The sequence below is a fragment of the Buttiauxella cochleicola genome (assembly GCF_021282435.1).
GTDB lineage: Bacteria > Pseudomonadota > Gammaproteobacteria > Enterobacterales > Enterobacteriaceae > Buttiauxella > Buttiauxella massiliensis.
Genome location: NZ_JAJSOT010000001.1, coordinates 966,985 through 990,329, shown reverse-complemented (window position 1 = coordinate 990,329; position 23,345 = coordinate 966,985). Strand labels below are relative to the sequence as shown.

23 protein-coding genes and 1 other RNA gene are annotated in these 23,345 nt (G+C 52.2%); 22 read left to right on the top strand and 2 right to left on the bottom strand.

The features are described from left to right. Positions 1 to 476: 476 nt before the first annotated feature. Together rprA and ydiK are read right to left on the bottom strand one after the other, a co-directional pair. Positions 477 to 583, bottom strand: an RNA gene (rprA, locus tag LVQ77_RS04490) — antisense sRNA RprA. Between the two features lie 211 nt (positions 584 to 794). After that, the gene (gene ydiK, locus LVQ77_RS04485) at positions 795 to 1,895 is read right to left on the bottom strand and encodes an AI-2E family transporter YdiK (RefSeq protein WP_064518327.1); all 1,101 of its coding nucleotides are present in this window, start codon (positions 1,893 to 1,895) and stop codon (positions 795 to 797) included. Positions 1,896 to 2,224: 329 nt separating this feature from the next. On the opposite strand from ydiK, the gene ydiJ reads away from it, so the two are divergent. From ydiJ to LVQ77_RS04375, 22 genes are all read left to right on the top strand, one after another. After that, positions 2,225 to 5,281, top strand: a complete 3,057-nt coding sequence (ydiJ, locus tag LVQ77_RS04480) for a D-2-hydroxyglutarate dehydrogenase YdiJ (protein WP_232903802.1) — start codon at positions 2,225 to 2,227, stop codon at positions 5,279 to 5,281. Then, positions 5,278 to 5,688, top strand: a complete 411-nt coding sequence (menI, locus tag LVQ77_RS04475; RefSeq protein ID WP_134183097.1) for a 1,4-dihydroxy-2-naphthoyl-CoA hydrolase — start codon at positions 5,278 to 5,280, stop codon at positions 5,686 to 5,688. The genes ydiJ and menI overlap by 4 nt, the downstream gene beginning before the upstream one ends. A 210-nt stretch (positions 5,689 to 5,898) precedes the next feature. Then, on the top strand, positions 5,899 to 6,234 hold the full coding sequence (gene eutS, locus LVQ77_RS04470; RefSeq protein WP_232864312.1) for an ethanolamine utilization microcompartment protein EutS: 336 nt from the start codon (positions 5,899 to 5,901) through the stop codon (positions 6,232 to 6,234). 5 nt (positions 6,235 to 6,239) lie between these two features. Then, positions 6,240 to 6,701: a EutP/PduV family microcompartment system protein gene (gene eutP / locus LVQ77_RS04465; protein ID WP_232864313.1), complete on the top strand. Its 462-nt coding sequence runs from the start codon at positions 6,240 to 6,242 to the stop codon at positions 6,699 to 6,701. After that, positions 6,698 to 7,384, top strand: a complete 687-nt coding sequence (eutQ, locus tag LVQ77_RS04460; protein WP_232903801.1) for an ethanolamine utilization acetate kinase EutQ — start codon at positions 6,698 to 6,700, stop codon at positions 7,382 to 7,384. The genes eutP and eutQ overlap by 4 nt, the downstream gene beginning before the upstream one ends. A 12-nt stretch (positions 7,385 to 7,396) precedes the next feature. Further along, on the top strand, positions 7,397 to 8,206 hold the full coding sequence (gene eutT, locus LVQ77_RS04455) for an ethanolamine utilization cob(I)yrinic acid a,c-diamide adenosyltransferase EutT (RefSeq protein ID WP_232903800.1): 810 nt from the start codon (positions 7,397 to 7,399) through the stop codon (positions 8,204 to 8,206). Next, the gene (gene pta / locus LVQ77_RS04450; RefSeq protein ID WP_232903799.1) at positions 8,196 to 9,212 is read left to right on the top strand and encodes a phosphate acetyltransferase; all 1,017 of its coding nucleotides are present in this window, start codon (positions 8,196 to 8,198) and stop codon (positions 9,210 to 9,212) included. Before eutT ends, pta begins: the two co-directional genes overlap by 11 nt. Positions 9,213 to 9,247: 35 nt before the next feature. Next, complete coding sequence (eutM, locus tag LVQ77_RS04445) at positions 9,248 to 9,541, top strand: ethanolamine utilization microcompartment protein EutM (RefSeq protein WP_034455942.1); 294 nt, start codon at positions 9,248 to 9,250, stop codon at positions 9,539 to 9,541. Between the two features lie 105 nt (positions 9,542 to 9,646). Further along, complete coding sequence (gene eutN, locus LVQ77_RS04440; RefSeq protein ID WP_134183085.1) at positions 9,647 to 9,934, top strand: ethanolamine utilization microcompartment protein EutN; 288 nt, start codon at positions 9,647 to 9,649, stop codon at positions 9,932 to 9,934. A gap of 15 nt (positions 9,935 to 9,949) precedes the next feature. After that, the gene (locus LVQ77_RS04435) at positions 9,950 to 11,359 is read left to right on the top strand and encodes an aldehyde dehydrogenase family protein (protein WP_232903798.1); all 1,410 of its coding nucleotides are present in this window, start codon (positions 9,950 to 9,952) and stop codon (positions 11,357 to 11,359) included. Between the two features lie 10 nt (positions 11,360 to 11,369). After that, the gene (gene eutJ, locus LVQ77_RS04430) at positions 11,370 to 12,209 is read left to right on the top strand and encodes an ethanolamine utilization protein EutJ (RefSeq protein WP_232903797.1); all 840 of its coding nucleotides are present in this window, start codon (positions 11,370 to 11,372) and stop codon (positions 12,207 to 12,209) included. Next, on the top strand, positions 12,199 to 13,386 hold the full coding sequence (locus tag LVQ77_RS04425; RefSeq protein WP_232903796.1) for an iron-containing alcohol dehydrogenase: 1,188 nt from the start codon (positions 12,199 to 12,201) through the stop codon (positions 13,384 to 13,386). Before eutJ ends, LVQ77_RS04425 begins: the two co-directional genes overlap by 11 nt. Positions 13,387 to 13,432: 46 nt before the next feature. Beyond that, on the top strand, positions 13,433 to 14,677 hold the full coding sequence (gene eutH, locus LVQ77_RS04420; RefSeq protein WP_232903795.1) for an ethanolamine utilization protein EutH: 1,245 nt from the start codon (positions 13,433 to 13,435) through the stop codon (positions 14,675 to 14,677). Then, positions 14,674 to 16,071 (top strand): ethanolamine ammonia-lyase reactivating factor EutA, encoded by a 1,398-nt coding sequence (gene eutA, locus LVQ77_RS04415; protein WP_232903794.1) that lies wholly within the window; start codon positions 14,674 to 14,676, stop codon positions 16,069 to 16,071. The genes eutH and eutA overlap by 4 nt, the downstream gene beginning before the upstream one ends. Before the next feature lie 12 nt (positions 16,072 to 16,083). Further along, positions 16,084 to 17,445: an ethanolamine ammonia-lyase subunit EutB gene (locus LVQ77_RS04410; RefSeq protein ID WP_134183073.1), complete on the top strand. Its 1,362-nt coding sequence runs from the start codon at positions 16,084 to 16,086 to the stop codon at positions 17,443 to 17,445. Between the two features lie 19 nt (positions 17,446 to 17,464). Next, positions 17,465 to 18,361 (top strand): ethanolamine ammonia-lyase subunit EutC, encoded by an 897-nt coding sequence (eutC, locus tag LVQ77_RS04405; RefSeq protein WP_232903793.1) that lies wholly within the window; start codon positions 17,465 to 17,467, stop codon positions 18,359 to 18,361. A gap of 13 nt (positions 18,362 to 18,374) precedes the next feature. Then, positions 18,375 to 19,034, top strand: coding sequence for an ethanolamine utilization microcompartment protein EutL (gene eutL / locus LVQ77_RS04400; protein ID WP_134183069.1), 660 nt, complete (start codon positions 18,375 to 18,377; stop codon positions 19,032 to 19,034). 10 nt (positions 19,035 to 19,044) lie between these two features. Further along, entirely contained in the window at positions 19,045 to 19,527 is a 483-nt protein-coding gene (gene eutK, locus LVQ77_RS04395) for an ethanolamine utilization microcompartment protein EutK (protein ID WP_154149993.1), read from the top strand. A gap of 18 nt (positions 19,528 to 19,545) precedes the next feature. Further along, entirely contained in the window at positions 19,546 to 20,598 is a 1,053-nt protein-coding gene (gene eutR, locus LVQ77_RS04390) for an HTH-type transcriptional regulator EutR (RefSeq protein ID WP_134183065.1), read from the top strand. 318 nt (positions 20,599 to 20,916) lie between these two features. Further along, the gene (gene nudI, locus LVQ77_RS04385) at positions 20,917 to 21,342 is read left to right on the top strand and encodes a nucleoside triphosphatase NudI (protein WP_232903792.1); all 426 of its coding nucleotides are present in this window, start codon (positions 20,917 to 20,919) and stop codon (positions 21,340 to 21,342) included. Between the two features lie 34 nt (positions 21,343 to 21,376). Beyond that, entirely contained in the window at positions 21,377 to 22,690 is a 1,314-nt protein-coding gene (locus LVQ77_RS04380; RefSeq protein WP_232903791.1) for a sensor histidine kinase, read from the top strand. After that, positions 22,690 to 23,304, top strand: a complete 615-nt coding sequence (locus LVQ77_RS04375; protein WP_232903790.1) for a response regulator transcription factor — start codon at positions 22,690 to 22,692, stop codon at positions 23,302 to 23,304. Before LVQ77_RS04380 ends, LVQ77_RS04375 begins: the two co-directional genes overlap by 1 nt. Positions 23,305 to 23,345 lie beyond the last annotated feature (41 nt).

Sequence of the window (23,345 nt, the reverse complement as noted above, 5' to 3'; positions counted from 1 at the left end):
AGATAGTTCAGCACATAACATACAAAATATTTCTATATAAAGGGCAGCAGACCAAAAATATCAGGTAGTTAACTCACCCAATTATTCACTGCCATTAGGGTTTGATTCTTTCCAGGGAAATACCAGTAGAAGTGCTCGCCGTACAGAAAGCGAGATGGACATAATTGGCTACTTACCAGGTGTTGTTGCATCAATGTGGCAATGCCCGGTATGTTTTTAGCGCTATAGATAAAGACTTTCCGCTGGCTCTGGCGGCCAGATGATTGCAGATTTATCCTCTCCCGGTACCCCTCGCGTCAGTAATACTCTGTAATCCCCCTATCAATTCTGGCCGCGCCAGCGGCAGAAACTACCCATCTGAAGCTGATAGGGCTCATCGCATATATGGCAGCATTGAAGTCTTCAAGCGTTAAGTGAACGGCATTACCTTGTTCATAATGGGTCTTTTTTTATGACATCTGGCATGCAGGGTAGCCCAAAAAAAAAGCCCATCGTTGAGATGGGCAAAGACTACACACAGCAATTCGTTGTTTCACTCAGGGGATTTCCATGCTTATAAATCAATGTGTTGATTCATAGCCGTGAAGTAATAGTAGGCATCTCATCCTGGAGCGTCACTCGGATTCGTCTCAATAGTTAATAGAAAGTAAACGGTTGGGGTCACATTACGGGATGTTTGATGCATCAAGGAGTTCTGGAGAGGGGTTCAAGCCTGGAATTGATAAGTAGTGTTAATCAGTTTGGTTATGTTGCTCCTACAACTGTAGGAGCAACATTCGTTTTAGATGGTGTACTTATTCGTGCTCTTCAAGGACTTCCACGACTTCATTCGGATCATCCTGAGGCGCTGGTGCCTCGTGCATCCATACCGAAATCAAACGGTAAGAGACTGCCAGCAGAACCGGCCCGATAAACAGGCCAATCATGCCAAAGGCAATCAATCCACCGATAACGCCAGAAAGAATCAGGATCATCGGCAAGTCCGCACCCATACGAATCAGTACCGGACGAATAAAGTTATCCATCGTGCCGACTACGCAACTCCATACCAGCAGCACCGTGCCCCAGGTGTTATCACCGGTCCAGTACAACCAGGCAATTGAAGGCACCAACACCAGCAATGGGCCGATTTGCACCAGGCAACATAACATCATCACTACGGTTAGCAGTGTCGCATTTGGGATACCGGAGATGGCAAGCCCCACGCCACCTAAAACCGACTGAACCAGTGCGGTGACAACTACACCAAGTGCTACAGCGCGAATCGCTTGCCCTGCAAGTAATACAGCCGCATCACCACGCGTTCCCGCGAGGCGGAATGCAAAGTGGCGAATCCCATTGCCCAGCGTTTCACCTTTCGCATACAGCAGCACACTAAACAGCAGCATCAGGCCGCAATGCATCAGGAAACTACCTACGTGTATCGCCTGGCCCAGGAACCAGGTTGTTGTGGTGCCGATATATGGACGCACTTTCGCCATAATGGCACTGCCACCACTCTCGACCAGTGTATTCCAGCCTGCGTAGAGTTTGTCGCCAATAAGCGGAATGGTATTAAGCCACTCAAATTTCGGTAACTCCATATTGCCTTTGGTAGCCCAATCAATAACCGGGCCGCTGTTATCTACCAGGCTGTTCACCAACAACGCCACCGGAATAACAAACAACATCAACAGCAATAGCGTCATAACCAGAACGGCGAGTGAGCGTTTTCCCCACAATAATTTCTGAACTTTGAGCATCAGTGGCCAGGTGGCGAGCACGATTGTACCTGCCCAGGCAAAACCAAGAACAAATGGGCGCACTATCCACAAACAGGCGATGATCATCACCGAGATAAACAACACCGACAGCAGGATTTGTAGCAGATCCTTTGGCTGACTCACTTTAACCATAGATAAAATCCCTTAATTACTGATAACGGGCAAAACGCCACGTTAAAACCGCGAAGCGGATGTGTTAATGATGATGTATTTCCTCGATTTTGGACAGGGACAAAACAGACGGGAATGTCTGAATAAAATGTGTTAAAAACGAATGCCCGTCATAATTCGAGCCGCAGGTGTGTTGACTACACCCGTGCGCCCCAGTCACATAGCAATCTATGCTCCTGGGGACTTACGGCCTTGTCGCCTGCCTGCAACTAGAATTATTTAGGGTATTAGAATTATTAAACGCAAACGATAACTCACAACTTATAACGTCAGGCAGGGTCGACCCACTAATGATCCCACAAATTTCTCAGGCACCAGGTCTTGTTCAATTGGTGCTCAATTTTTTGCAGGCACTGGAACAACAAGGTTTTACCGGCGATACCGCCACCAGCTACGCTGACAGGCTCACCATGGCCACTGACAACAGTATTTATCAACTGTTGCCAGATGCGGTGTTATTCCCTCGTTCTACGGCAGACGTGGCATTACTTGCCAGATTGGCCTCTGAGGAACGCTTCAAAACACTGGTCTTTACACCACGTGGCGGCGGCACCGGCACTAACGGTCAGTCCTTGAATAAAGGCATCGTTGTCGACATGTCGCGCTATATGAATCGCATCATTGAAATTAACCCCGAGCAGGGTTGGGTGCGGGTCGAAGCAGGTGTGATTAAAGATCAGCTCAACCAATACCTGAAGCCGTACGGCTATTTTTTTGCACCGGAACTTTCTACCAGTAACCGCGCCACGCTCGGCGGGATGATAAATACCGATGCTTCAGGGCAAGGTTCGTTGGTTTACGGCAAAACGTCTGACCACGTTATGGGCGTTCGTGCTGTGTTGTTGGGCGGCGATATTCTCGACACGCACCCGATGGCGACAATGCTTGCTGAAGAAATGGGGCGCGACGAAAGCCCAACCGGCAGAATTTATAACACGGTGCTTGGGCGTTGCCGCGAACATCGTCAGTTGATTATCGATAAATTTCCGAAACTTAACCGCTTCCTGACCGGCTACGATCTGCGCCACGTCTTCAACGACGACCTTTCGCAGTTCGACCTGACACGCATTCTTTGCGGCTCAGAAGGCACGTTGGCGTTTATTACCGAGGCGAAACTGGATATCACGCGTCTGCCAAAAGTGCGCCGCCTGGTGAATATCAAGTACGACTCCTTCGACTCCGCGCTACGCAACGCGCCGTTTATGGTAGAAGCCCGTGCGCTCTCCGTCGAAACCGTCGATTCAAAAGTCCTGAACCTGGCGCGTGAGGATATCGTCTGGCATTCGGTCAGTGAATTAATCACCGACGTTCCAGGCAAAGAGATGCTGGGTCTGAATATCGTGGAGTTTGCGGGTGATGACCTGGCGCTCATCGAAGACCAGGTTGCGTCACTATGTGAGCGTCTCGATTCGCTGATTTCACAAGGCGAAGGTGGCGTTATCGGCTGGCAGGTTTGTACCGAATTGGCTGGTATCGAGCGCATTTATAACATGCGCAAAAAAGCCGTTGGCCTGCTGGGTAATGCGAAAGGGCAGGCGAAACCTATCCCGTTTGCGGAAGATACCTGTGTACCGCCGCAACATCTGGCTGATTACATCACTGAGTTCCGCGCGTTGCTTGATAGCCATAACCTGAGTTACGGCATGTTCGGCCACGTCGATGCGGGCGTTTTACACGTGCGTCCGGCGCTGGATATGACCGATCCTCATCAGGAAGTGCTGATGAAGCGCATTTCTGACGATGTGGTTGCGCTCACCGCGAAATATGGCGGTTTATTGTGGGGCGAACACGGTAAAGGTTTCCGTGCCGAATACAGCCCGGCATTCTTTGGCGAAACGTTATATGAAGAACTGCGTCGCATCAAAGCGGTATTCGACCCCGACAACCGCCTGAACCCTGGGAAAATCTGCCCGCCGTTAGGTGTGGATGACCCAATGATGCAGGTCGATGCGGTGAAGCGCGGTACTTTCGACAGGCAAATCCCGATTGCGGTGCGCACCTCATGGCGCGGTGCAATGGAGTGTAACGGCAATGGTCTGTGCTTTAACTTCGATGTGAAAAGCCCGATGTGCCCGTCGATGAAAATTACCAGCAACCGTATTCACTCGCCAAAAGGGCGGGCGACGTTAACACGTGAATGGCTGCGTTTGCTTGCCGATCGTGGCGTTGACCCGGATGCACTCGAAAAACAGATGCCGGAAAAACGCGCCAGCCTGCGTACGCTTATCGAACGTACACGCAATACCTGGCATGCTCGTAAAGGCGAATATGATTTCTCTCATGAAGTGAAAGAGGCGATGTCGGGTTGTCTGGCCTGCAAAGCGTGTTCAACGCAATGCCCAATTAAAATCGACGTGCCGGAATTCCGCTCTCGCTTCTTGCAGCTCTATCACACCCGCTATCTGCGCCCAATGCGTGACCATTTGGTGGCAACCGTCGAAAGCTATGCACCGTTAATGGCGCGTGCGCCAAAGACCTTCAACTTCTTTATGAGTCAGCCGTGGGTACGTAGTCTATCTGCCAAACATATCGGCATGATCGATCTCCCAATGCTCTCGACGCCATCGTTGCAGCAGCAGTTAGTAGGGCACACTTCAGCAAATACCACACTTGAGCAGCTTGAGAGCTACAGTGCTGAGCAGAAAGCTAAAACGGTGCTGGTGGTGCAGGACCCGTTCACTAGTTACTACGATGCGCAAGTGGTGGCGGATTTTGTGCGCCTGGTGACAAAGCTGGGATACGAGCCGGTCGTTCTGCCATTCTCACCCAACGGCAAAGCGCAACACATCAAAGGCTTCCTGCAAAAATTCGCTCGCACCGCGCGTAAAACGTCGGACTTTCTCAACCGCATTGCGAAATTGGGAATGCCAATGGTGGGGGTCGACCCGGCTCTGGTTCTCTGCTATCGCGACGAATATAAGCAGACGCTCGGTGAAGAACGCGGTGATTTCCACGTTCAACTGGTGCATGAATGGTTGCCTGCTGTGTTGGAAAACCGTGAAATGACAAGCGTTGGTGGTGAGTCGTGGTATCTGTTTGGTCACTGTACCGAAGTCACAGCACTACCCACTGCGCCAAACCAGTGGGCGGCAATATTTGCGCGCCTGGGCGCAAAACTTGAAAACGTCAGCGTCGGCTGTTGCGGCATGGCGGGAACCTACGGGCATGAAGTTAAAAACCATGCTAACTCACTGGGGATTTACGAGCTTTCGTGGCACCAGGCAATGCAGCGCCTGCCGCGCCAACGCTGCCTGGCAACCGGCTATTCCTGCCGCAGCCAGGTCAAACGTGTGGAAGGCAACGGTGTTCGCCATCCGCTACAGGCACTACTGGAGATTATGGGATGATCTGGCGACGTGAAGTAAACCTGGATGCGCTTAATAAAATGGGCGCTGACAATATGGTGGAGCATGTGGGTATCGTATTTACCCGCATCACAGAAACCGAGCTGGAAGCCACTATGCCGGTTGATAACCGCACTCGCCAGCCATTTGGCCTGTTGCACGGCGGTGCGTCGGTGGTGTTAGCTGAAACACTCGGTTCTGTGGCCGGGTACTTGTGTACCGAAGGCGAGCAGAAAATTGTCGGGCTTGAGGTTAATGCCAACCATCTGCGTTCCGCGCGTGAAGGTATCGTGCGCGGTGTTTGTACTGCAGTGCATGTTGGGCGTAGGCACCAGGTCTGGCAAATCGAAATCAGCGACGAGCAAGGGCGGCTTTGTTGCACATCGCGCTTAACAACCGCGGTGGTGTGATAAATAGCCTGAATCAGGAATTATTCAAAAATAAATAATAATGGCGGTGGGATATTATCCCGCCGCTTTTTATTTACATCCTGAAATGAATAATCGTGCTTTTCTGTATTTATTGAGTGATCCACTTCACCTTTCCCCATTAGTTGCCGAAATTTGTTATTCCCTTTTGCGGTTTATTGTCAGCATGGAGGTAATTCTTCAGGAGGCGCAATGGAAAAGGAACGCATTATTCAGGAATTTGTTCCTGGAAAACAGGTAACACTGGCGCATTTAATTGCCCACCCAGGCGAAGAACTGGCAAAGAAAATAGGTGTGCCCGGCGCTGAAGCCATTGGCATTATGACGCTGACTCCCGGTGAAACGGCAATGATAGCGGGTGATCTCGCCACGAAAGCTGCCAGCGTACAAATAGGTTTTCTGGACAGATTTAGCGGCGCACTGGTGGTTTACGGTTCGGTCGGGTCGGTAGAAGAAGCGTTACAACAAACGATTACCGGCCTGAGCAGCATTCTTAACTATACCGTCTGTACCATGACGCGGAGCTAGGTCTGATGAAACGCATCGTTTTTGTCGGCACCGTGGGCGCGGGAAAAACAACGTTGTTTAACGCATTACAGGGAAATTATTCACTGGCGCGAAAAACTCAGGCGGTTGAATTTAGCGATGCAGGGAATATTGATACGCCGGGGGAATTTATCAGCCACCCTCGTTTATATTGTGCATTAATAAATACCCTGATTGATGCGGATTTATTGATATATGTCCATGCTGCCAATGATTCGCAATGCCGTATTCCCGCCGGTTTATTGGATATTTACCCGCACCTGCAACAGGTTGCGGTAATAAGCAAAATTGATTTGCCCGATGCAAATATTGCCCAAACGCAGGCGATGCTAATTGACTCAGGATTTACGTCGCCAATATTTGCACTGAACAGCCTGGATGCTGAGAGCGTCAGGCAACTTGAGGATTATCTGGCCGAAGTCGCAGGCCTGAAGGAACCTGTTCAATGAAAAAGCTGATTACTGCAAACGATGTTCGTGAAGCCCAGACTCGTGGCCTTAAAACTATCGCTTTCGTGCTAAAAGAATCGATTGTCACGCCCGAAGCCCGCGTGGTTGCCGACCAACTCGAGATAACCTTAGTCGAAGAGGATGCAGGCCCGGTGGCAGCAGACCATACGCCGCCTCGTTCTGAACGTCAGCGTATTCGTGAAGAAATCCTCTCTCAGTTACCTGAAGGTAAGTTCACGGAAAGCCTGATGGCACAACTCATCGATAAAGTTGAGCAAGAGCAGAAAACCCGCTCGGGCAGCGGAATGCAGCCCAGCTTCCACGCGGTCACGGGCAAGGGCGGAATTAAAGTCATTGATGGCAGCTCGGTAAAGTTTGGTCGTTTCGATGGTGCGCAAGAGCCGTGCGTTGGGCTAACTGATCTGGTGACAGGCGCAGATGGCAGCAGCATGGCCGCGGGTTTTATGCAGTGGGAAAACGGCTTTTTCCCCTGGACGCTGAATTACGACGAAATCGATATGGTGCTGGAAGGGGAATTACATATTCGCCACGAAGGCGAAACGCTTATCGGCAAAGCCGGGGATGTGATGTTTATCCCGAAAGGCTCCAGTATTGAATTTGGCACCCCAGGCCACGTTCGTTTTCTTTATGTTGCCTGGCCTGCCAACTGGCAGGAATGCTAAGGCGAGGCGCGTATGAGCACCTTCATCACCGAAGACTGGCTGCGGGCAAACCATACCCTCAGCGAAGGGAGCGAAATTCGTCTGCCTGCTGACAGCCGTATGACGCCATCCGCCCGCGAGTTGATTGACGCTCGCCATTTACTGGTGAAATTCCAGGATGACGACGGACGGTTGTTTGTTGAAATGCAGGAGCAGTTACAGCCAGTTCATGGCTTGACGAGTGAGGCAGTAGCGCAGGTAGCCCATTGTGAGTTGTGCCAGCAGCAAGTGAAGGAAAAACCAGACACGCTAACTCATCTCAATGCGCAGGTGTTTGTGGCGAAAAACGATCCTCGTCTGGCGTTTCGCGCAAGCCTTGATAGCACCATTGCGACTGCGGTGTGGCTACAAACTGAGTTTGATAAAACAGCGGCACTTTGGCTTGCAGATATCCGCTCTTTGCTTGGGAATATCATGCGTGCTGATGCTCTGGATCAGGCGCTACCAGAACAGCAAATCGTTGGGTTATCGGCTGACGATTTACACCGGTTATCTCATCAACCGCTGAAATATCTGGGGCATGATCATCTGGTGCCAGATGCCGCTCACGGGCGTGATGTGGCATTGCTCAATCTTCTGCGTACCAAGATCCGCGAAACCGAAATTTGTGCCGCAACAGTGTTTATCGGTGTGGATTACCACGTACAAAAAGCTGATTTGTTGCAGGCGCTGAATCGCCTCTCGAGTGCGGTTTATGTACTGATGATCTTGTGCCTGAAAAAAGAGTGGCCGGATGCATCTGCGCTACAACGGCGCCTGGCAGGAGGCCAACATGCTGCTTGATCGCTGTCGCCACCAGGCCCAAAACCAGCCACGCCGGGTTGTTTTCCCGGATGCGAAGGATGCTCGCGTAATAGAAGCGGCGCATTACCTGCAACATCATGGCCTGGCACAACCCATCATCCTGGCCAATCCATTTGCCTTGCGTCATTTCGCCCTCGCGGCGGGGTTGCCGCTCGATGGGTTACATATTATTGATCCGGCAACATCACATGACTGGCTGGTGCAATTTCATCAGCAGCTTTCTCAGCGCCTGGGTGACAAAACTCCGGATGACGCAACAGAACGCTTGCGTGACCCTCTCTGGTTTGCCGCCGCAATGGTTAAAGCCGGGAAAGCTGATGTGTGTATTGCGGGGAATATTTCATCAACTGCAGCTGTTTTGCGTGCTGGGTTAAAAGTCATTGGACTACAACCGGGCGTTAAAACGCTTTCCTCACTGTTTCTGATGCTGCCACCCGAAGGGGAGCGGATTCTTGGATTTGCTGACTGCAGCGTAGTACCACAACCAACCGCGGTGCAGCTTGCTGATATTGCTATCAGTAGTGCACAAAGCTGGCAGGCCATTACCGGGCAACCCGCTCGCGTCGCCATGTTGTCATTTTCTACCAACGGCAGTGCCAGGCACCCTTGTGTCGCCACCGTTCAGCAGGCAACAGACATCGTGCGTGAACGAGCACCTGAACTGTGTGTGGATGGTGAATTGCAATTCGATGCGGCATTCGTTCCCCAGGTTGCTGCGCAAAAAGCGCCTGAAAGTGTGCTGGCAGGGCAGGCGAATGTGTTGGTATTCCCGTCGCTTGGGGCAGGCAATATCGGCTACAAGATTGCACAACGATTGGGAGGGTTTCGCGCTCTCGGCCCGTTGATTCAGGGGTTAAGCGCGCCCTTGCACGATCTTTCCCGTGGATGCAGTACCCGTGAAATTATTGAGTTGGTGCTGGTGGCACAAACCACCCTCACCCCAACCATCTCCCTCAGGGAGAGGGCAAACAGTGAAGCTGGATAAAACTAGATTTTTAACCGAGTGAGAGGAAATAAATCATGGAAGCATTAGGACTGATCGAAACCAGAGGTTTGGTAGCAGTGATTGAAGCATCGGATGCGATGGTCAAAGCGGCTCGCGTCAAACTGGTTGGAGTAAAGCAAATCGGCGGTGGGCTGGTAACAGCAATGGTTCGTGGTGATGTGGCGGCCTGTAAAGCGGCAACCGATGCCGGAGCTGCTGCAGCCCAACGCATTGGTGAATTGGTTTCCGTTCACGTCATCCCACGTCCACATGGCGATTTGGAAGAAGTGTTCCCGATTGGCCTGGGTAGCGACAAGACTATCGATTGATAGCCGGTGACGTCACCCCCGGACGTCACCTTTCCTTAATTCAGTCATCTGGCAGCCTCAGGGCGGCACGGGATAGCTGTACCTGAATTTTGTCCGGAGGCGAGCATGAAGCTGGCAATGGTCATTGGTCAAATCGTTTGCACAGTCCGCCATAGCGGACTTGAACACGACAAGTTGCTGATGGTGGAGATGATTAACCGTCAGGGTGAGCCGAGCGGCGAGTGCGCAATAGCCACCGACAGCATTGGTGCCGGAAACGGCGAGTGGGTGTTGCTGGTGGGCGGTAGTTCCGCTCGCCGTGCGCACCATAGTGAAGCCTCTCCGGTCGACATGTGCGTGATAGGCATTGTCGATGAAGTGGTCATGGACAGAGAAATCATCTTCCATAAATAGTGAGGATTGAACGACATGGACAGGCAACAAATTGAGCAGGTGGTGAAAGCCGTACTGGCAGGAATGGCCGCTAACAAAGCGCCAGAACCTGTTACCCCACCTTGCGGCACAGGCGTTTTTGCCTCACTGGATGACGCCGTTCAGGCAGCCAGTGTCGCACAAAAAGCCTTAACCAGCGTGGCGATGCGCCAGAAAGCCGTTGCGGCAATTCGCCTGGCGGGCGAACAACATGCGCAACAGCTTGCCGAAATGGCTGTCGCGGAAACCGGAATGGGCCGTGTTGCAGATAAATGCGCCAAGAATATTGCTCAGGCTCGTGGTACTCCGGGTGTTGAGTGCCTGATCCCTCAAGTGTTAACGGGTGATAACGGCCTGACACTCATCGAGAATGCACCGTGGGGAGTGGTGGCCTCGGTTACACCTTCTACTAATCCTGCAGCGACCGTCATCAACAACGCCATCAGCATGATTTCAGCCGGAAATAGCGTGGTATTTGCACCACATCCGGCGGCAAAAAAAGTCTCGCAGCAAACTATCACCTGGCTTAACGATGCCATCGTTGCGGCAGGCGGCCCAGCGAATTTACTGGTCACGGTGCTCAATCCTGATATCGAAACCGCGCAGCGATTATTCAAATATCCCGGCATCGGTTTATTGGTGGTGACAGGCGGTGAAGCGGTAGTAGATGCCGCACGTAAGCACACCAACAAACGTTTGATTGCGGCGGGTGCGGGTAATCCACCGGTTGTAGTGGATGAAACTGCCGACATTCCTCGCGCAGCAAAAGCCATCGTGCAGGGCGCTTCATTCGATAACAACATCATATGCGCTGACGAGAAAGTGCTGATTGTGGTGGAAAGCGTGGCCGACGCCCTGCTTGAAGAAATGCAGCGCAATCACGCAGTTTTACTCAGTGACGCGCAGGCTGAAAAACTGCTGCCAGTGCTACTGAAAAATATTGATGAACAAGGTAAAGGGCAAGTCTGCCGTGACTGGGTCGGGCGTGATGCTACCAAAATTGCCGCAGCTATCGACCTCAACGTTGCCTCTGAAACACGTTTGCTGCTGGTACAAACCCCTGCGCGCCATCCGTTTGCTGTAACAGAAATGATGATGCCAGTGCTGCCGATGATCCGCGTGGCAAACGTCAGCGAAGCCATTGCGCTTGCGGTGAAACTGGAAGGTGGTTGCCATCACACCGCCGCTATGCACTCACGCAATATCGACAATATGAATGCCATGGCGAACGCCATCGACACCAGTATTTTCGTCAAGAACGGCCCTTGTATTGCCGGACTGGGATTGGGTGGCGAGGGCTGGACTTCCATGACCATCACCACGCCAACCGGTGAGGGTGTGACATCAGCCAGAACCTTTGTGCGCCTGCGTCGTTGCGTACTGGTAGATGGATTCCGCATCGTTTAAGGAGGCAGTAATGGCACGCACCGAGCAGACCTGGCTCAACGACCGTTTAAGAAACGCGTCTTTGCTGTGTAACGGGCAACCGAAAACGGTACAGCAACCGCTGTGGCTGGGTATCGATCTTGGCACTTGCGATGTGGTGTCGCTGGTTGTCGATAACGACTGCCAGCCCGTTGCCGTTTGCCTTGACTGGGCCGATGTAGTTCGTGACGGCGTGGTGTGGGATTTCTTTGGTGCGGTGCAGATTGTGTGCCGCCACCTCGACACGCTGGAGCAGCAACTGGGCTTTCGGTTTAGCCATGCTGCGACCTCATTCCCGCCGGGAACAGACCCGCGAATTTCTCTCAACGTGCTGGAGTCCGCGGGGCTTGAAGTGAGCCGTGTGCTGGATGAACCGACAGCCGTTGCCGATATGTTGCAGCTCGACAAAGCGGCCGTGGTGGATATTGGCGGTGGCACAACCGGCATTGCTGTGGTGTCACAAGGGCAAGTGATTTACTCAGGGGATGAAGCGACTGGTGGGCATCATATTTCCCTCACCCTCGCAGGTAATCAACGCATTGCACTGGAAGACGCCGAAAAAATGAAGCGCAGTAGCGACGGCAGCCTCTGGCCGGTGGTTCGTCCGGTTTACGAAAAAATGGCAGACATTGTTGCTCGCCACATTGAAGGTTACGACGTCGAACAACTCTGGCTGGCGGGTGGGTCTTGTATGCAACCGGGTGTTGCAGGGTTATTCCGCCAACGTTTTCCAGGTATCACCGTTCAGCTTCCCCCTCATTCCATTTTCATGACGCCATTAGCCATCGCGGTGTGCGGCATGGCACAAGTGGAGGGTGCTCATGCACAGTGAAGAAATGCAATCCGCGCTATATCAGGCGCTGGACATGATGAATGCTCGCAACGTGCGTGAGTTTGCTGTTCCGCCCGCCACGTTTATGGGACCGGGGGCGGTGGCGCGTTGTGGTGAAGCGCTGCGCGAGCGCGGTATTAATCGCCCTTTGGTGATGGTCGATGGCATGTTGCACCGTGCTGGAATGACTGAGGTTCTGGAACGTAATCTGAAACATAGCGGCATCGCATATGAAATCTGGTCTTGCCCGCCGGGTGAGCCTGTCGACAGTGATATAGGTGCGGCGGTTGAACAAATCAGCCGTTGCCAGTGTGATGGCATTGTCGCACTAGGTGGCGGTTCCGTTCTGGATGCGGCGAAAGTAGTCGCCGTTATTGCTACCAATCCTGAGCTCCCCCTGGAAAGTCTTGTCGGCGGAGCACGCCTCAATCGCCGCCTGCCGTTTATCGCTATTCCAACTACATCGGGAACAGGATCGGAGGCCACCAATGTAGCGGTGATTATTGCGGCACAAACTCACCGTAAACAGGTGCTGGTTCACGCCATGCTGATCCCAGACTTAGCGATTATTGATGCTTGTCTGACGCTTGGTGTCCCGCCACATATTACCGCCGCAACAGGAATCGACGCCTTAACCCACGCCATTGAAGCCTACGTAGCAAGTAATGGTACACCGCTGACTCGTGGGCTTGCTTATCGCGCGATTAACAGCATCTGTCAGGCGTTACCGCAAGCTGTTGGGCAGGGGCATGATTTGGTGGCGCGTGAAGCGATGATGCTTGCGTCTTACATGGCGGGAATGGCGTTTTCTAACGCGGGACTAGGGTTATGCCACGCGACAGCTCACCAGATTGGCGCGGCATACGACATTCCACATGGCAAGGCAAACGCCATCATGTTACCCGCAGTCATGAAGTTTAATCAGTTAGTTTGCAAAACAGCGTATAGCGAAATTGGCCATGCGCTGACGGGAAAACCTTGTGCGGCAAGCGAGAGTATCGCTTTTGTAGAACACCTGATTGATGAACTTGAACTTGGCAGCGGATTACGCGCCGCTGGAGGGCGTGATGCCGATTTTGCCGGTTTTGCCCACGCAGCCATGAGCGACATTTGCATTACCACCAATCCACGCACTGTGACGGAAGCCCAAATTATCACGCTGTATCAGGACGCCTGAACGGACATTACACCCGCCTGCCCGCAGGCGACGAAGGAGAAGGGATATGGGTATTAACGACGTTATCATGTACATCATGATGATTTTTATGCTGATCGCTGCTGTTGACCGGGTGTTTACTCAGTTTGGCGGGTCAGAAAAAATCCTTGGTTTTATCGGGCTTGGCAAGCTCGGCAAAAGCATTTCCGGTTCTGGCAGCCAGTTTGAAGAGGGCTTCATGGCAATGGGCGCGCTGGGATTAGCGATGGTCGGGATGACTGCGCTGGCCCCGGTTCTGGCGTACCTGCTTGGCCCGGTGATTATCCCGGTCTATGAAATGCTTGGCGCGAACCCTTCGATGTTCGCCGGAACACTGCTGGCTTGTGATATGGGCGGTTTCTTCCTCGCTAAAGAACTGGCCGGGGGCGATGTAGCAGCCTGGCTATATTCAGGGCTTATTCTTGGCTCAATGATGGGGCCAACCATCGTATTCTCGATCCCTGTAGCACTGGGCATTATTGAACCTTCCGACCGGCGTTATCTGGCGCTGGGCGTGTTGGCGGGAATTGTGACGATCCCAATTGGTTGTATTGCCGGTGGCCTGGTGGCGATGTATTCCGGCGTAGAAGTGAACGGGCAGCCGATTGAATTCACTATGAGCCTGATTTTGCTCAATATGATCCCGGTTCTGATCGTGGCAATTCTGGTGGCACTGGGGTTGAAGTTTATCCCCGAAAAAATGATTAACGGTTTCCAGATTTTCGCCAAAATTCTCGTCGCGATTATTACTGTTGGCCTTGCGGCAGCAGTGGTGAAGTTCCTTGTAGGCTGGACACTGATCCCAGGCCTTGATCCCATCTTTATGAGTGAGGGTGATAAACCCGGCGAAGTGATGCGTGCTATCGAAGTGATTGGTTCGATTTCTTGCGTGTTACTGGGCGCTTACCCAATGGTACTGCTGCTGACTCGCTGGTTTGATAAACCACTGATGCGTGTTGGCAATCTGCTGAAAATTAACAATATTGCAGCGGGTGGCATGGTGGCGACACTCGCTAATAATATCCCGATGTACGGCATGATGAAGAATATGGATGCGCGTGGCAAAGTCATCAACTGCGCGTTTGCGGTGTCGGCTGCTTTTGCACTGGGCGACCACCTGGGCTTTGCTGCGGCCAATATGTCACCGATGATCTTCCCGATGATTGTCGGCAAGCTGGTGGGTGGCGTGACCGCGATTGGTGTCGCAATGCTGCTGGTACCTAAAGAAGAAAGTGCTCAGGTTGTGGCTACGTCTGTGGAGGCACAATCGTGAAAATCCGCGAACTGATTAGCGTGGGTATTGATGTCGGTACCACGACAACACAGGTGATTTTCTCCTGTCTTGCGCTGGTGAACCGGGCTGCTATTTCGCAGGTGCCGCGCTATGAGTTCGTGAAACGTGAAATTACCTGGCAAAGCCCGGTGTTCTTTACCCCGGTTGATGTTGATGGCCATCTGCGTGAGGACGAGCTATTAAGCCTTATTCTTGCGCAGTATCAGGCTGCGGGGATTGCACCTGAAACAATCGATTCTGGCGCAATTATTATTACTGGCGAAACAGCAAAAACCCGCAACGCGCGGCCTGCCGTGATGGCGCTAGCCCAGCGACTGGGCGATTTTGTTGTCGCCACCGCAGGGCCGCATCTTGAGTCGGTCATTGCTGGTTACGGCTCCGGGGCGCAGGCGTTATCGCAGCGTCAGTTAAACCGGGTGATGAATATTGATATCGGAGGCGGCACGGCAAACTACGTGCTGTTCGAAGGCGGTAAAGTTGTCGCCTCGGCTTGCCTGAATGTGGGTGGGCGCTTGTTTGAAACCGACACCCAAGGCAACGTCACTTTCCTCCATCGCCCAGGGCAGTGGATTGCCGATGAGCTGTTCGGTGAAGGTAAAAAAACACTAACGCCTGCACAGCTTGAAACCGTTGCCGACCGCATGGCACAACTGCTTTATGAAGTTATCGCAGGCGAGATTTCACCACTGTCGCAACGTCTGTTAATGACGGATGCGCTGCCCGCCGGAAAGCCTGCCGATGTGATCACGCTGTCTGGAGGCGTGGGGGAATGCTACCGCCAGCCACCAGAAACGCCATTTATCTTTGGTGATATTGGCCCGCTTCTGGCTCAGGCGATTCATCGCCATGCTGGATTTGCTTCGCTACCGGTACAAGTTCCCGATCAAACCGTTCGTGCCACCGTAATTGGCGCTGGCGCACATACACTCTCGCTTTCGGGTAGCACCATCTGGCTCGATGAGCTGACATTACCGCTGCGCAATATTCCGGTTGTTCATCCTGTCGGGCACGACGGACTGGCTGAAAACTGGCAACAGGGGCTGGCACTAATGGACCTTAATGCCACGCAAGACAGCTACGCGCTTGCCATTCCACCGGAGCTTTCCACAAGCTACGCCACCGTGCAGTTGGTCATCAATGCAGTGAATATTTTTACCCAACGCAACCCAGGTCTGCAGCCGCTTATTGTTGTCGCGGAACAGGATCTGGGCAAAGCGCTGGGGATGCTGCTGTATCCACAAATGGAGCAGCGCAAGCTTGCGGTGATTGACGAAGTGGTCACCCGCACTGGCGATTATATCGACATTGGTTTGCCGTTGTTTGGCGGAGCCGTCGTCCCGGTAACCATTAAATCACTCGCCTTTCCTTCCTGAGGGATCGACACAATGAAACTAAAAACCACGCTGTTTGGGCAAGTTTATCAGTTCAAGGATGTTAAAGAAGTGCTGGCGAAAGCCAACGAATTACGTTCCGGCGATGTGCTGGCGGGCGTGTCTGCTCACAGTTCACAGGAACGTGTGGCGGCAAAACAGGTGTTGTCTGAGATGACGGTTGCGGATATCCGCATGAACCCGGTTATCGCTTATGAAGATGACTGCGTGACGCGCATTATCCAGGACGACATCAACGAAACGTCCTATGCGCGGATTAAAAACTGGAGCATCAGCGAGCTGCGCGAGTACATCCTCAGCGATGAGACCAGCGTTGATGATATTGCCTTTTTACGCAAAGGCATCAGTTCCGAAGTGGTGGCAGCAGTGGCTAAAATCTGCTCGAACGCGGATTTAATCTATGGCGGCAAAAAAATGCCGGTCATCAAAAAAGCGAATACCACAATTGGCTTGCCGGGCACCTTTAGTGCGCGCCTGCAACCGAACGATACGCGTGATGATGTGCGCAGTATCGAAGCACAAATTTACGAAGGGCTGTGTTTTGGTGTGGGCGATGCGGTGATTGGCGTCAACCCGGTGACGGATGATGTAGGCAACTTAACCCGCGTGCTCGACACCATTTACAGCGTTATCGACAAGTATTCGATTCCGACGCAAGGCTGCGTACTGGCGCACGTCACCACGCAAATTGAGGCCATCAAGCGTGGCGCGCCAGGCGGGCTTATCTTCCAGAGTATTTGTGGCAGCGAGAAGGGGCTAAAAGAGTTCGGCGTTGAGTTAGCTATGCTGGATGAGGCTCGTGCGGTAGGAGCGGAGTTCAACCGCATCGCCGGGGAAAACTGCCTGTACTTCGAAACCGGGCAAGGTTCGGCACTTTCCGCCGGGGCAAACTTTGGTGCCGATCAGGTGACAATGGAAGCCAGAAATTACGGCCTGGCACGCCATTACGATCCTTTCATCGTCAACACCGTTGTCGGGTTTATCGGGCCGGAGTACCTCTATAACGACCGGCAGATTATCCGTGCCGGGCTTGAAGACCACTTCATGGGCAAGTTAAGTGGCATCTCTATGGGCTGTGACTGCTGTTACACCAACCACGCAGATGCGGACCAGAATCTCAACGAGAACCTGATGATCCTGCTGGCGACCGCCGGATGTAATTACATCATGGGGATGCCGCTGGGTGACGACATCATGCTCAATTACCAGACCACGGCATTCCACGATACCGCTACCGTGCGCCAGCTTCTAAACCTGCGCCCATCGCCGGAGTTTGAAGCGTGGCTGGAAACAATGGGATTGATGGCTAATGGCCGTTTAACGTCCCGGGCTGGCGATCCGTCGCTGTTCTTCTGAAATCATCAGGGAAATCATCATGGACCAAAAACAGATTGAAGAAATTGTACGCAGCGTGCTGGAGAATATGGAAACCCCAGCCAATGCCGTGCAGCCTGCGGTTGTTGCTTCCCCAACTACGCCTGTCGTGGCGCAAACAACAACAGAAGAAAGTTGCAGTGTCGATTTAGGTTCTACCGAGGCCAAAATGTGGATTGGCGTGCAGAACCCGCATCGCGCTGATGTGCTTGAAGAGTTGCGCCACAGCACGGTTGCCCGAGTATGCACCGGCCGCGCTGGGCCGCGCCCCCGCACTCAGGCTTTGTTGCGCTTCTTAGCTGACCATTCACGCTCGAAAGATACCGTTCTTAAAGAAGTGCCCGCCGAATGGGTGCAGCAGCAAGGGCTACTGGAGCTGCAATCAGAAATCAGCGACAAAAACCTCTACCTTACACGCCCGGATTTGGGGCGCCGCCTTAGCGCTAATGCCATCGAATTGCTGCGCACCAGTTGCAAACAGAACCCGGATGTTCAGGTCGTCATTTCCGACGGCCTTTCAACAGATGCTATCACCGCCAATTACGGCGAGATTTTGCCGCCGTTGTTGCAGGGGCTGGAACAATCCGGGCTGAATGTCGGCACACCGTTCTTTGTGCGCTATGGGCGCGTGAAGATTGAAGATCAAATCGGTGAGCTACTGGGGGCGAAAGTGGTGATTTTGCTGGTGGGCGAACGCCCAGGGCTTGGGCAATCGGAAAGTTTGTCTTGCTACGCCGTTTACTCACCAAAAACTGCTACCACGGTAGAAGCCGACCGCACCTGTATCTCTAACATTCACCGGGGTGGTACACCGCCAGTAGAAGCGGCTGCCGTTATTGTCGAACTTGCTAAACGTATGCTGGCGCAGAAAGCGTCGGGCATCAACCTGACTCGTTAAAGGGAGCATTACCATGCCAGCTTTAGATTTGATTAAACCGAATGTGAAAGCGATGCGGGTTATCGCTAACGTCAGTGAAGGGTTTGCCCGTGAGCTGAAACTGCCTGCCCATATTCGTAGCCTGGGTTTGATTACTGCTGATTCTGATGATGTAACCTATATTGCCGCCGACGAAGCGACTAAACAGGCACAGGTTGAAGTGGTGTTTGGGCGTTCGTTGTATGCTGGCGCCGCACACGGCCCGTCACCTACAGCCGGGGAAGTTCTGATTATGCTGGGTGGGCCAAACCCTGCGGAAGTGCGTGCCGGGCTGGATTCGATGTTTGCCACTATTGAACAGGGGCCTGCTTTTCAGTGGGCTAACGATGCGGAAGATACCGCATTTCTGGCTCATCTAATCTCCCGGACAGGTTCGTATCTTTCAACAACGGCAGGGATCTTGCTGGGAGACCCTATGGCTTACCTGGTTGCACCGCCGCTGGAAGCCACGTTTGGCATTGATGCTGCGTTGAAATCTGCTGATGTGCGCATTGTCACTTACGTGCCGCCACCGTCGGAAACCAACTACTCAGCAGCGTTTATGACGGGCAGTCAGGCCGCTTGTAAAGCCGCTTGTAACGCCTTTAGTGAAGCTGTGCTTGAGATAGCGCGTAATCCAATTCAGCGTGCATAGGGGCTAAACGATGAACTCACTCGGTTTGCTCGAAGTGTACGGCCTGGTCGCGGGAATTGATGCTGCGGATGCGATGCTAAAGGCAGCAAACGTGCGCTTATTGAACCACGAAGTGCTCAATCCTGGCATGGTGACGTTGGTTGTTGAAGGGGATCTTGCGGCTTGTCGTGCAGCGCTGGATGCAGGCTCTGCTGCTGCCAGCCGCACCGGACGAGTGGTTAGCCGTAAGGAACTGGGCCGCCCTGATGAAGACATTGAGCGGCTAGTTTGCAGTTTTGGCCGTAAGCCCGCAGCCAAACGGGTGGCAGTCAAACCCATGGAAACACAAGCGTTACTCGATGTGCTGCAAACCCAGGAGCACGGGATGACGGCGGGTGAAGTCGCGGCGCATTTTAACTGGCCGCTCGAAGAAGCCAGAACGCAACTTGAGGCTTTATTCCATGACGGAAAATTGCGTAAGCGTAGCAGCCGTTATCGTCTGAAGTCTGAGTAGTATCGCAAGGAGTCGCGTATGAGTAAGAAAATTAATACTGACTTACATCATCTGCGTAAAACGGAGTATGCGCGGGACGAAAAGGTGACACCTCTGATTGAAGATGATGTCATTCAACAGCGTGTGACAAAAGATGTCTATGAACATGCCTGCACCATCACTGCGTGGCAGCAACTTTACGATCAGCTCCAGCCTGGGCATTTTCAGGGTGAACTGACTGAGATGCTATTTGATGACATCCAAATGTTTCGTGAATACACCAGCCTTGCTCTTCGCCAGTCTTGCATGGTGTGGCCGAATGCCTTCTGGTTTGGCATTCCGGCCACGCATGGCGAAAAAGGGTTTATCGGTACTCAACTGTTGGGAAAAGAAGAGATCGCGGCCCGCCCCGGAGGGACGGAGTTTGAGCTTAGCACACCAGATGAATACACTATTCTTGGCGTGGTGATTGCCAACGATGTGCTATTTCGTAATGCAGGGCTGTTTCAGCAACCCGATGTTTTATTTGAGCTTTTGCAAAATAACTCTGCGCTGGATGTGTGCCAGCAGAAAAAAGAGACAATCTGGCGTTTTATCAATGAAGCGCTGGCACATGGCAGTCATGACCCTGAATGTATGCGCAACGAAAACGTGCGCAGAGTACTGACACATAATTTGCTCTCGGGGATGAGTGAACTACTGGAAAGTGCCCAGCCGGTAGCATCAGAACTGATGTCCCGTAAAATCAGCTATCAACGCCTGGTATCACAGGCACGTGACTGCGTGTTAAGTCGCACATCGGAACCGTTAACGGTACTCGAGCTATGCAATGAGTTACACGTTAGTCGCCGTACTTTGCAAAATGGTTTCCATGCAGTACTGGGTATCGGGCCGAATGCATGGCTTAAAACACTCCGTTTAAATGCAGTTCGCCGGGAATTGATAAGCCCGTGGTCTAACTGGAATACGGTGAAGGACGCGGCGATGCATTGGGGCTTTTGGCACCTCGGACAGTTCGCCACTGACTATCAACGCTTGTTCCTGGAAAAACCTTCTGAGACATTGCATTTGCGTGGTCGTGAATGGCAGTGATAGAAGGAATTAATGTTGGATGACGCTGCGCTAACCCGACACCGTTTCAAGATACAAGGGTGGATTAGCGCAAGCGATATCCACCGGTTTTTTTAAGCTATGTTTGTGGTTCGCAGGAGTCGGTGTTTTCAAATCATCCACCCGCGCACTCACCAGGTACATCAATACTCCATTAAGCAACCGCAATTATTTCGATAAATTCTAATGACCTTTCTCCTCGCAAATATCTAATTATCAGCGCCATAGGCATTATGCCAGGTGAGACTCACGAGCGCATTTCTGCTAACGTCAGCAAAACTAAAAACATCAGGAGGTCGTATGCGCCAGAGAGTTATTGTTTGCCCAATTATTGAAAATAACGGTGAAGTGCTGCTGTGTAAGATGGCAGACGATCGCGGTGTGTTCCCTGGGCAATGGGCGTTATCCGGCGGTGGAATGGAGCCGGGTGAACGAATGGAAGAGGCGTTGCTACGCGAAATTCATGAAGAGCTGGGCGCAGAACTGCAGATAACCAGTATTAAACCCTGGACCTTTGCCGACGACGTGCGCGTGAAGACCTATGCTGATGGCAGCAAAGAAGAAATCTACATGATTTATCTGTTGTTTGACTGCGTGAGCGCCAATCGCTATGTCACGTTTAACGAAGAATTTCAGGAAATCGCCTGGGTTAAACATTCTGAACTGGGCAACTATGATTTGAATGAAGCGACACGAGCGACCTTCAGCAAAAAAGGTTGGCTTTGATCTCTGTTGAACATCTCCGAAATTAAGGAACTCGATGCGTAAAGTCCTTATCTGGCTGATTCTCTCTGCGCTTTGCGGCGGGGGAGTGGTTGTCTATGCTCTGCATCAGCAGTATGAGGAACAAAGCGCTGAGTTCCGTATTTTGTATCGCGATATCACGGTCAAACTTGCGCAAAACGATGTCATTCTCGCCTTGCTTTCAAACAGTAGCGACCCGGCGGTAGTGCAACAGAAATTCCCCTATATTTTGCGCTGGCAAACCACGCCTCATAATCCTCCACGGCCGGATATCAACCCTGCACGCGCGGGGACCTACTGGATCAATTCACCACAAGGTTCTTTGTTGATTGATTTACCCACATTGCTTACTGATCTGGTGCGTACACAGAAGTTTCATCACTTTAGTCTAAGCTGGCAAGGTGTCGCACTTCTCACCCAGGGCGCTGCCGGGAATGATGATTGGTGGCGTTGGGAGAAACAGATTACCAGCCCCTCGCAACCGCTAAATCTGCAGGTGACGAATAATCCTGACTGGCGAAATTTACCCTGGCTAATTCTGGTGCTGGTGGGTGTTTTCTGGGCAATGGCTATCTACTTATATAACCAGCATCAGACGACGAAGCGCCAGCGCAATATTGCTGATTTACGCGCCCATTTTTCAGAACTAGCCCGTCTTAACGCGATGGGAGAAATTGCTGCAGGAATGGTGCATGAACTCAATCAACCGCTTACGGCAATTTTGAGCTATACACAAACCGCGCAGCGCCTGATTGCACAACAACAGGCTGAAAAAGCTCAGCCGCTGCTGGAAGCTTCGGTTATGCAAACAAAGCGTATTAGTGCATTGCTGCTGGAGTTTCGGGAGAAATTGCACAGTGATGAACAGACGTTGCAACCGGTGGATTTGTACAGTACCTGGGAAAGAGTAGCGATGCTGCTGGGTAATGAGATTGAACGTGGAAAAGTCACGGTAATAAACCAAATCCCTGAATCATTCCCTTCACTTATGGCCTCACCACTAGGTATTGAGCAGATATTCCATAACCTGCTCAATAACGCGATTCAGGCGCAGCAGCACAATGACAAAGCCTGGGTGTCAATCAATGCCCGCCAGGCCGGGAACGACATCGTGTTGACCGTCACTGACGGTGGGCCAGGGCTGAGCGAGCAAGCCTTAGAACAGGTGTTTATGCCTTTCTTTACCACCCGTAAAGAGGGGTTAGGACTAGGAATGGCGTTGACCGAAACGCTGGTACAGCGGCTAAATGGCAGTATCTACGCAGAAAATAGTGCTGCGGGTGGCGCGTGTTTCACCCTGACTTTTCCACACATACACCAGGAGGCGTGATGGGGCAGCGAATCTATCTTATTGACGATGATGAAGCGATACGCTTTTCATTAACCGCACTTCTGGCAACGATGGGTTGGGAAACACAAACCTACACCAGTGTACAAAATTTCCTGGAATCCCAGCCAGATATGCCAGCCCTGAATGGTTGCCTGTTGCTGGATATTCGTATGCCTGGAAAGTCCGGGATCACGCTTTTGGAAAGCTGGAAACAAATGGGATGCAGCCTGCCAGTTATCATGATGACCGGGCATGGCAGTATAGATCTTTGCCGTCGCGCATTTAAAAATGGGGCATTTGAATTTTTAACAAAACCCATTGATGCCGACCTGCTAATTGAAACTGTGAGTGCTGCGCTTGAGCAACAAAAACAAAGCCAGCAGCAGCGTGAAAACCAGTCCGATTTGCAGGCCAAACTGGCGACGCTTTCAGCGCGCGAACAAGAAGTGATGAATCTAATCATGCAGGGGAAATCGAACAAAGAGATGGCGCGGGATCTGTCGTTGTCACCACGAACCGTCGAGGCACATCGCGCAAGTTTGTTTGCGCGGCTTGAAATCAACTCGTTGGCGAAGTTAATAAAAATCTACGGCGGGCTGAAAGGCACTACGTAAAATTACCTGGTTTCCCTGGTATTCATCCGAATGGTTTTGCG

What these genes read in the sequence shown, in the direction of transcription:
- ydiK (WP_064518327.1), bottom strand. Translation starts at nt 1,895, where the DNA reads ATGGTTAAAGTGAGTCAGCCAAAGGATCTGCTACAAATCCTGCTGTCG.
- ydiJ (WP_232903802.1), top strand. Translation starts at nt 2,225, where the DNA reads ATGATCCCACAAATTTCTCAGGCACCAGGTCTTGTTCAATTGGTGCTC.
- menI (WP_134183097.1), top strand. Translation starts at nt 5,278, where the DNA reads ATGATCTGGCGACGTGAAGTAAACCTGGATGCGCTTAATAAAATGGGC.
- eutS (WP_232864312.1), top strand. Translation starts at nt 5,899, where the DNA reads ATGGAAAAGGAACGCATTATTCAGGAATTTGTTCCTGGAAAACAGGTA.
- eutP (WP_232864313.1), top strand. Translation starts at nt 6,240, where the DNA reads ATGAAACGCATCGTTTTTGTCGGCACCGTGGGCGCGGGAAAAACAACG.
- eutQ (WP_232903801.1), top strand. Translation starts at nt 6,698, where the DNA reads ATGAAAAAGCTGATTACTGCAAACGATGTTCGTGAAGCCCAGACTCGT.
- eutT (WP_232903800.1), top strand. Translation starts at nt 7,397, where the DNA reads ATGAGCACCTTCATCACCGAAGACTGGCTGCGGGCAAACCATACCCTC.
- pta (WP_232903799.1), top strand. Translation starts at nt 8,196, where the DNA reads ATGCTGCTTGATCGCTGTCGCCACCAGGCCCAAAACCAGCCACGCCGG.
- eutM (WP_034455942.1), top strand. Translation starts at nt 9,248, where the DNA reads ATGGAAGCATTAGGACTGATCGAAACCAGAGGTTTGGTAGCAGTGATT.
- eutN (WP_134183085.1), top strand. Translation starts at nt 9,647, where the DNA reads ATGAAGCTGGCAATGGTCATTGGTCAAATCGTTTGCACAGTCCGCCAT.
- LVQ77_RS04435 (WP_232903798.1), top strand. Translation starts at nt 9,950, where the DNA reads ATGGACAGGCAACAAATTGAGCAGGTGGTGAAAGCCGTACTGGCAGGA.
- eutJ (WP_232903797.1), top strand. Translation starts at nt 11,370, where the DNA reads ATGGCACGCACCGAGCAGACCTGGCTCAACGACCGTTTAAGAAACGCG.
- LVQ77_RS04425 (WP_232903796.1), top strand. Translation starts at nt 12,199, where the DNA reads ATGCACAGTGAAGAAATGCAATCCGCGCTATATCAGGCGCTGGACATG.
- eutH (WP_232903795.1), top strand. Translation starts at nt 13,433, where the DNA reads ATGGGTATTAACGACGTTATCATGTACATCATGATGATTTTTATGCTG.
- LVQ77_RS04410 (WP_134183073.1), top strand. Translation starts at nt 16,084, where the DNA reads ATGAAACTAAAAACCACGCTGTTTGGGCAAGTTTATCAGTTCAAGGAT.
- eutC (WP_232903793.1), top strand. Translation starts at nt 17,465, where the DNA reads ATGGACCAAAAACAGATTGAAGAAATTGTACGCAGCGTGCTGGAGAAT.
- eutL (WP_134183069.1), top strand. Translation starts at nt 18,375, where the DNA reads ATGCCAGCTTTAGATTTGATTAAACCGAATGTGAAAGCGATGCGGGTT.
- eutK (WP_154149993.1), top strand. Translation starts at nt 19,045, where the DNA reads ATGAACTCACTCGGTTTGCTCGAAGTGTACGGCCTGGTCGCGGGAATT.
- eutR (WP_134183065.1), top strand. Translation starts at nt 19,546, where the DNA reads ATGAGTAAGAAAATTAATACTGACTTACATCATCTGCGTAAAACGGAG.
- nudI (WP_232903792.1), top strand. Translation starts at nt 20,917, where the DNA reads ATGCGCCAGAGAGTTATTGTTTGCCCAATTATTGAAAATAACGGTGAA.
- LVQ77_RS04380 (WP_232903791.1), top strand. Translation starts at nt 21,377, where the DNA reads ATGCGTAAAGTCCTTATCTGGCTGATTCTCTCTGCGCTTTGCGGCGGG.
- LVQ77_RS04375 (WP_232903790.1), top strand. Translation starts at nt 22,690, where the DNA reads ATGGGGCAGCGAATCTATCTTATTGACGATGATGAAGCGATACGCTTT.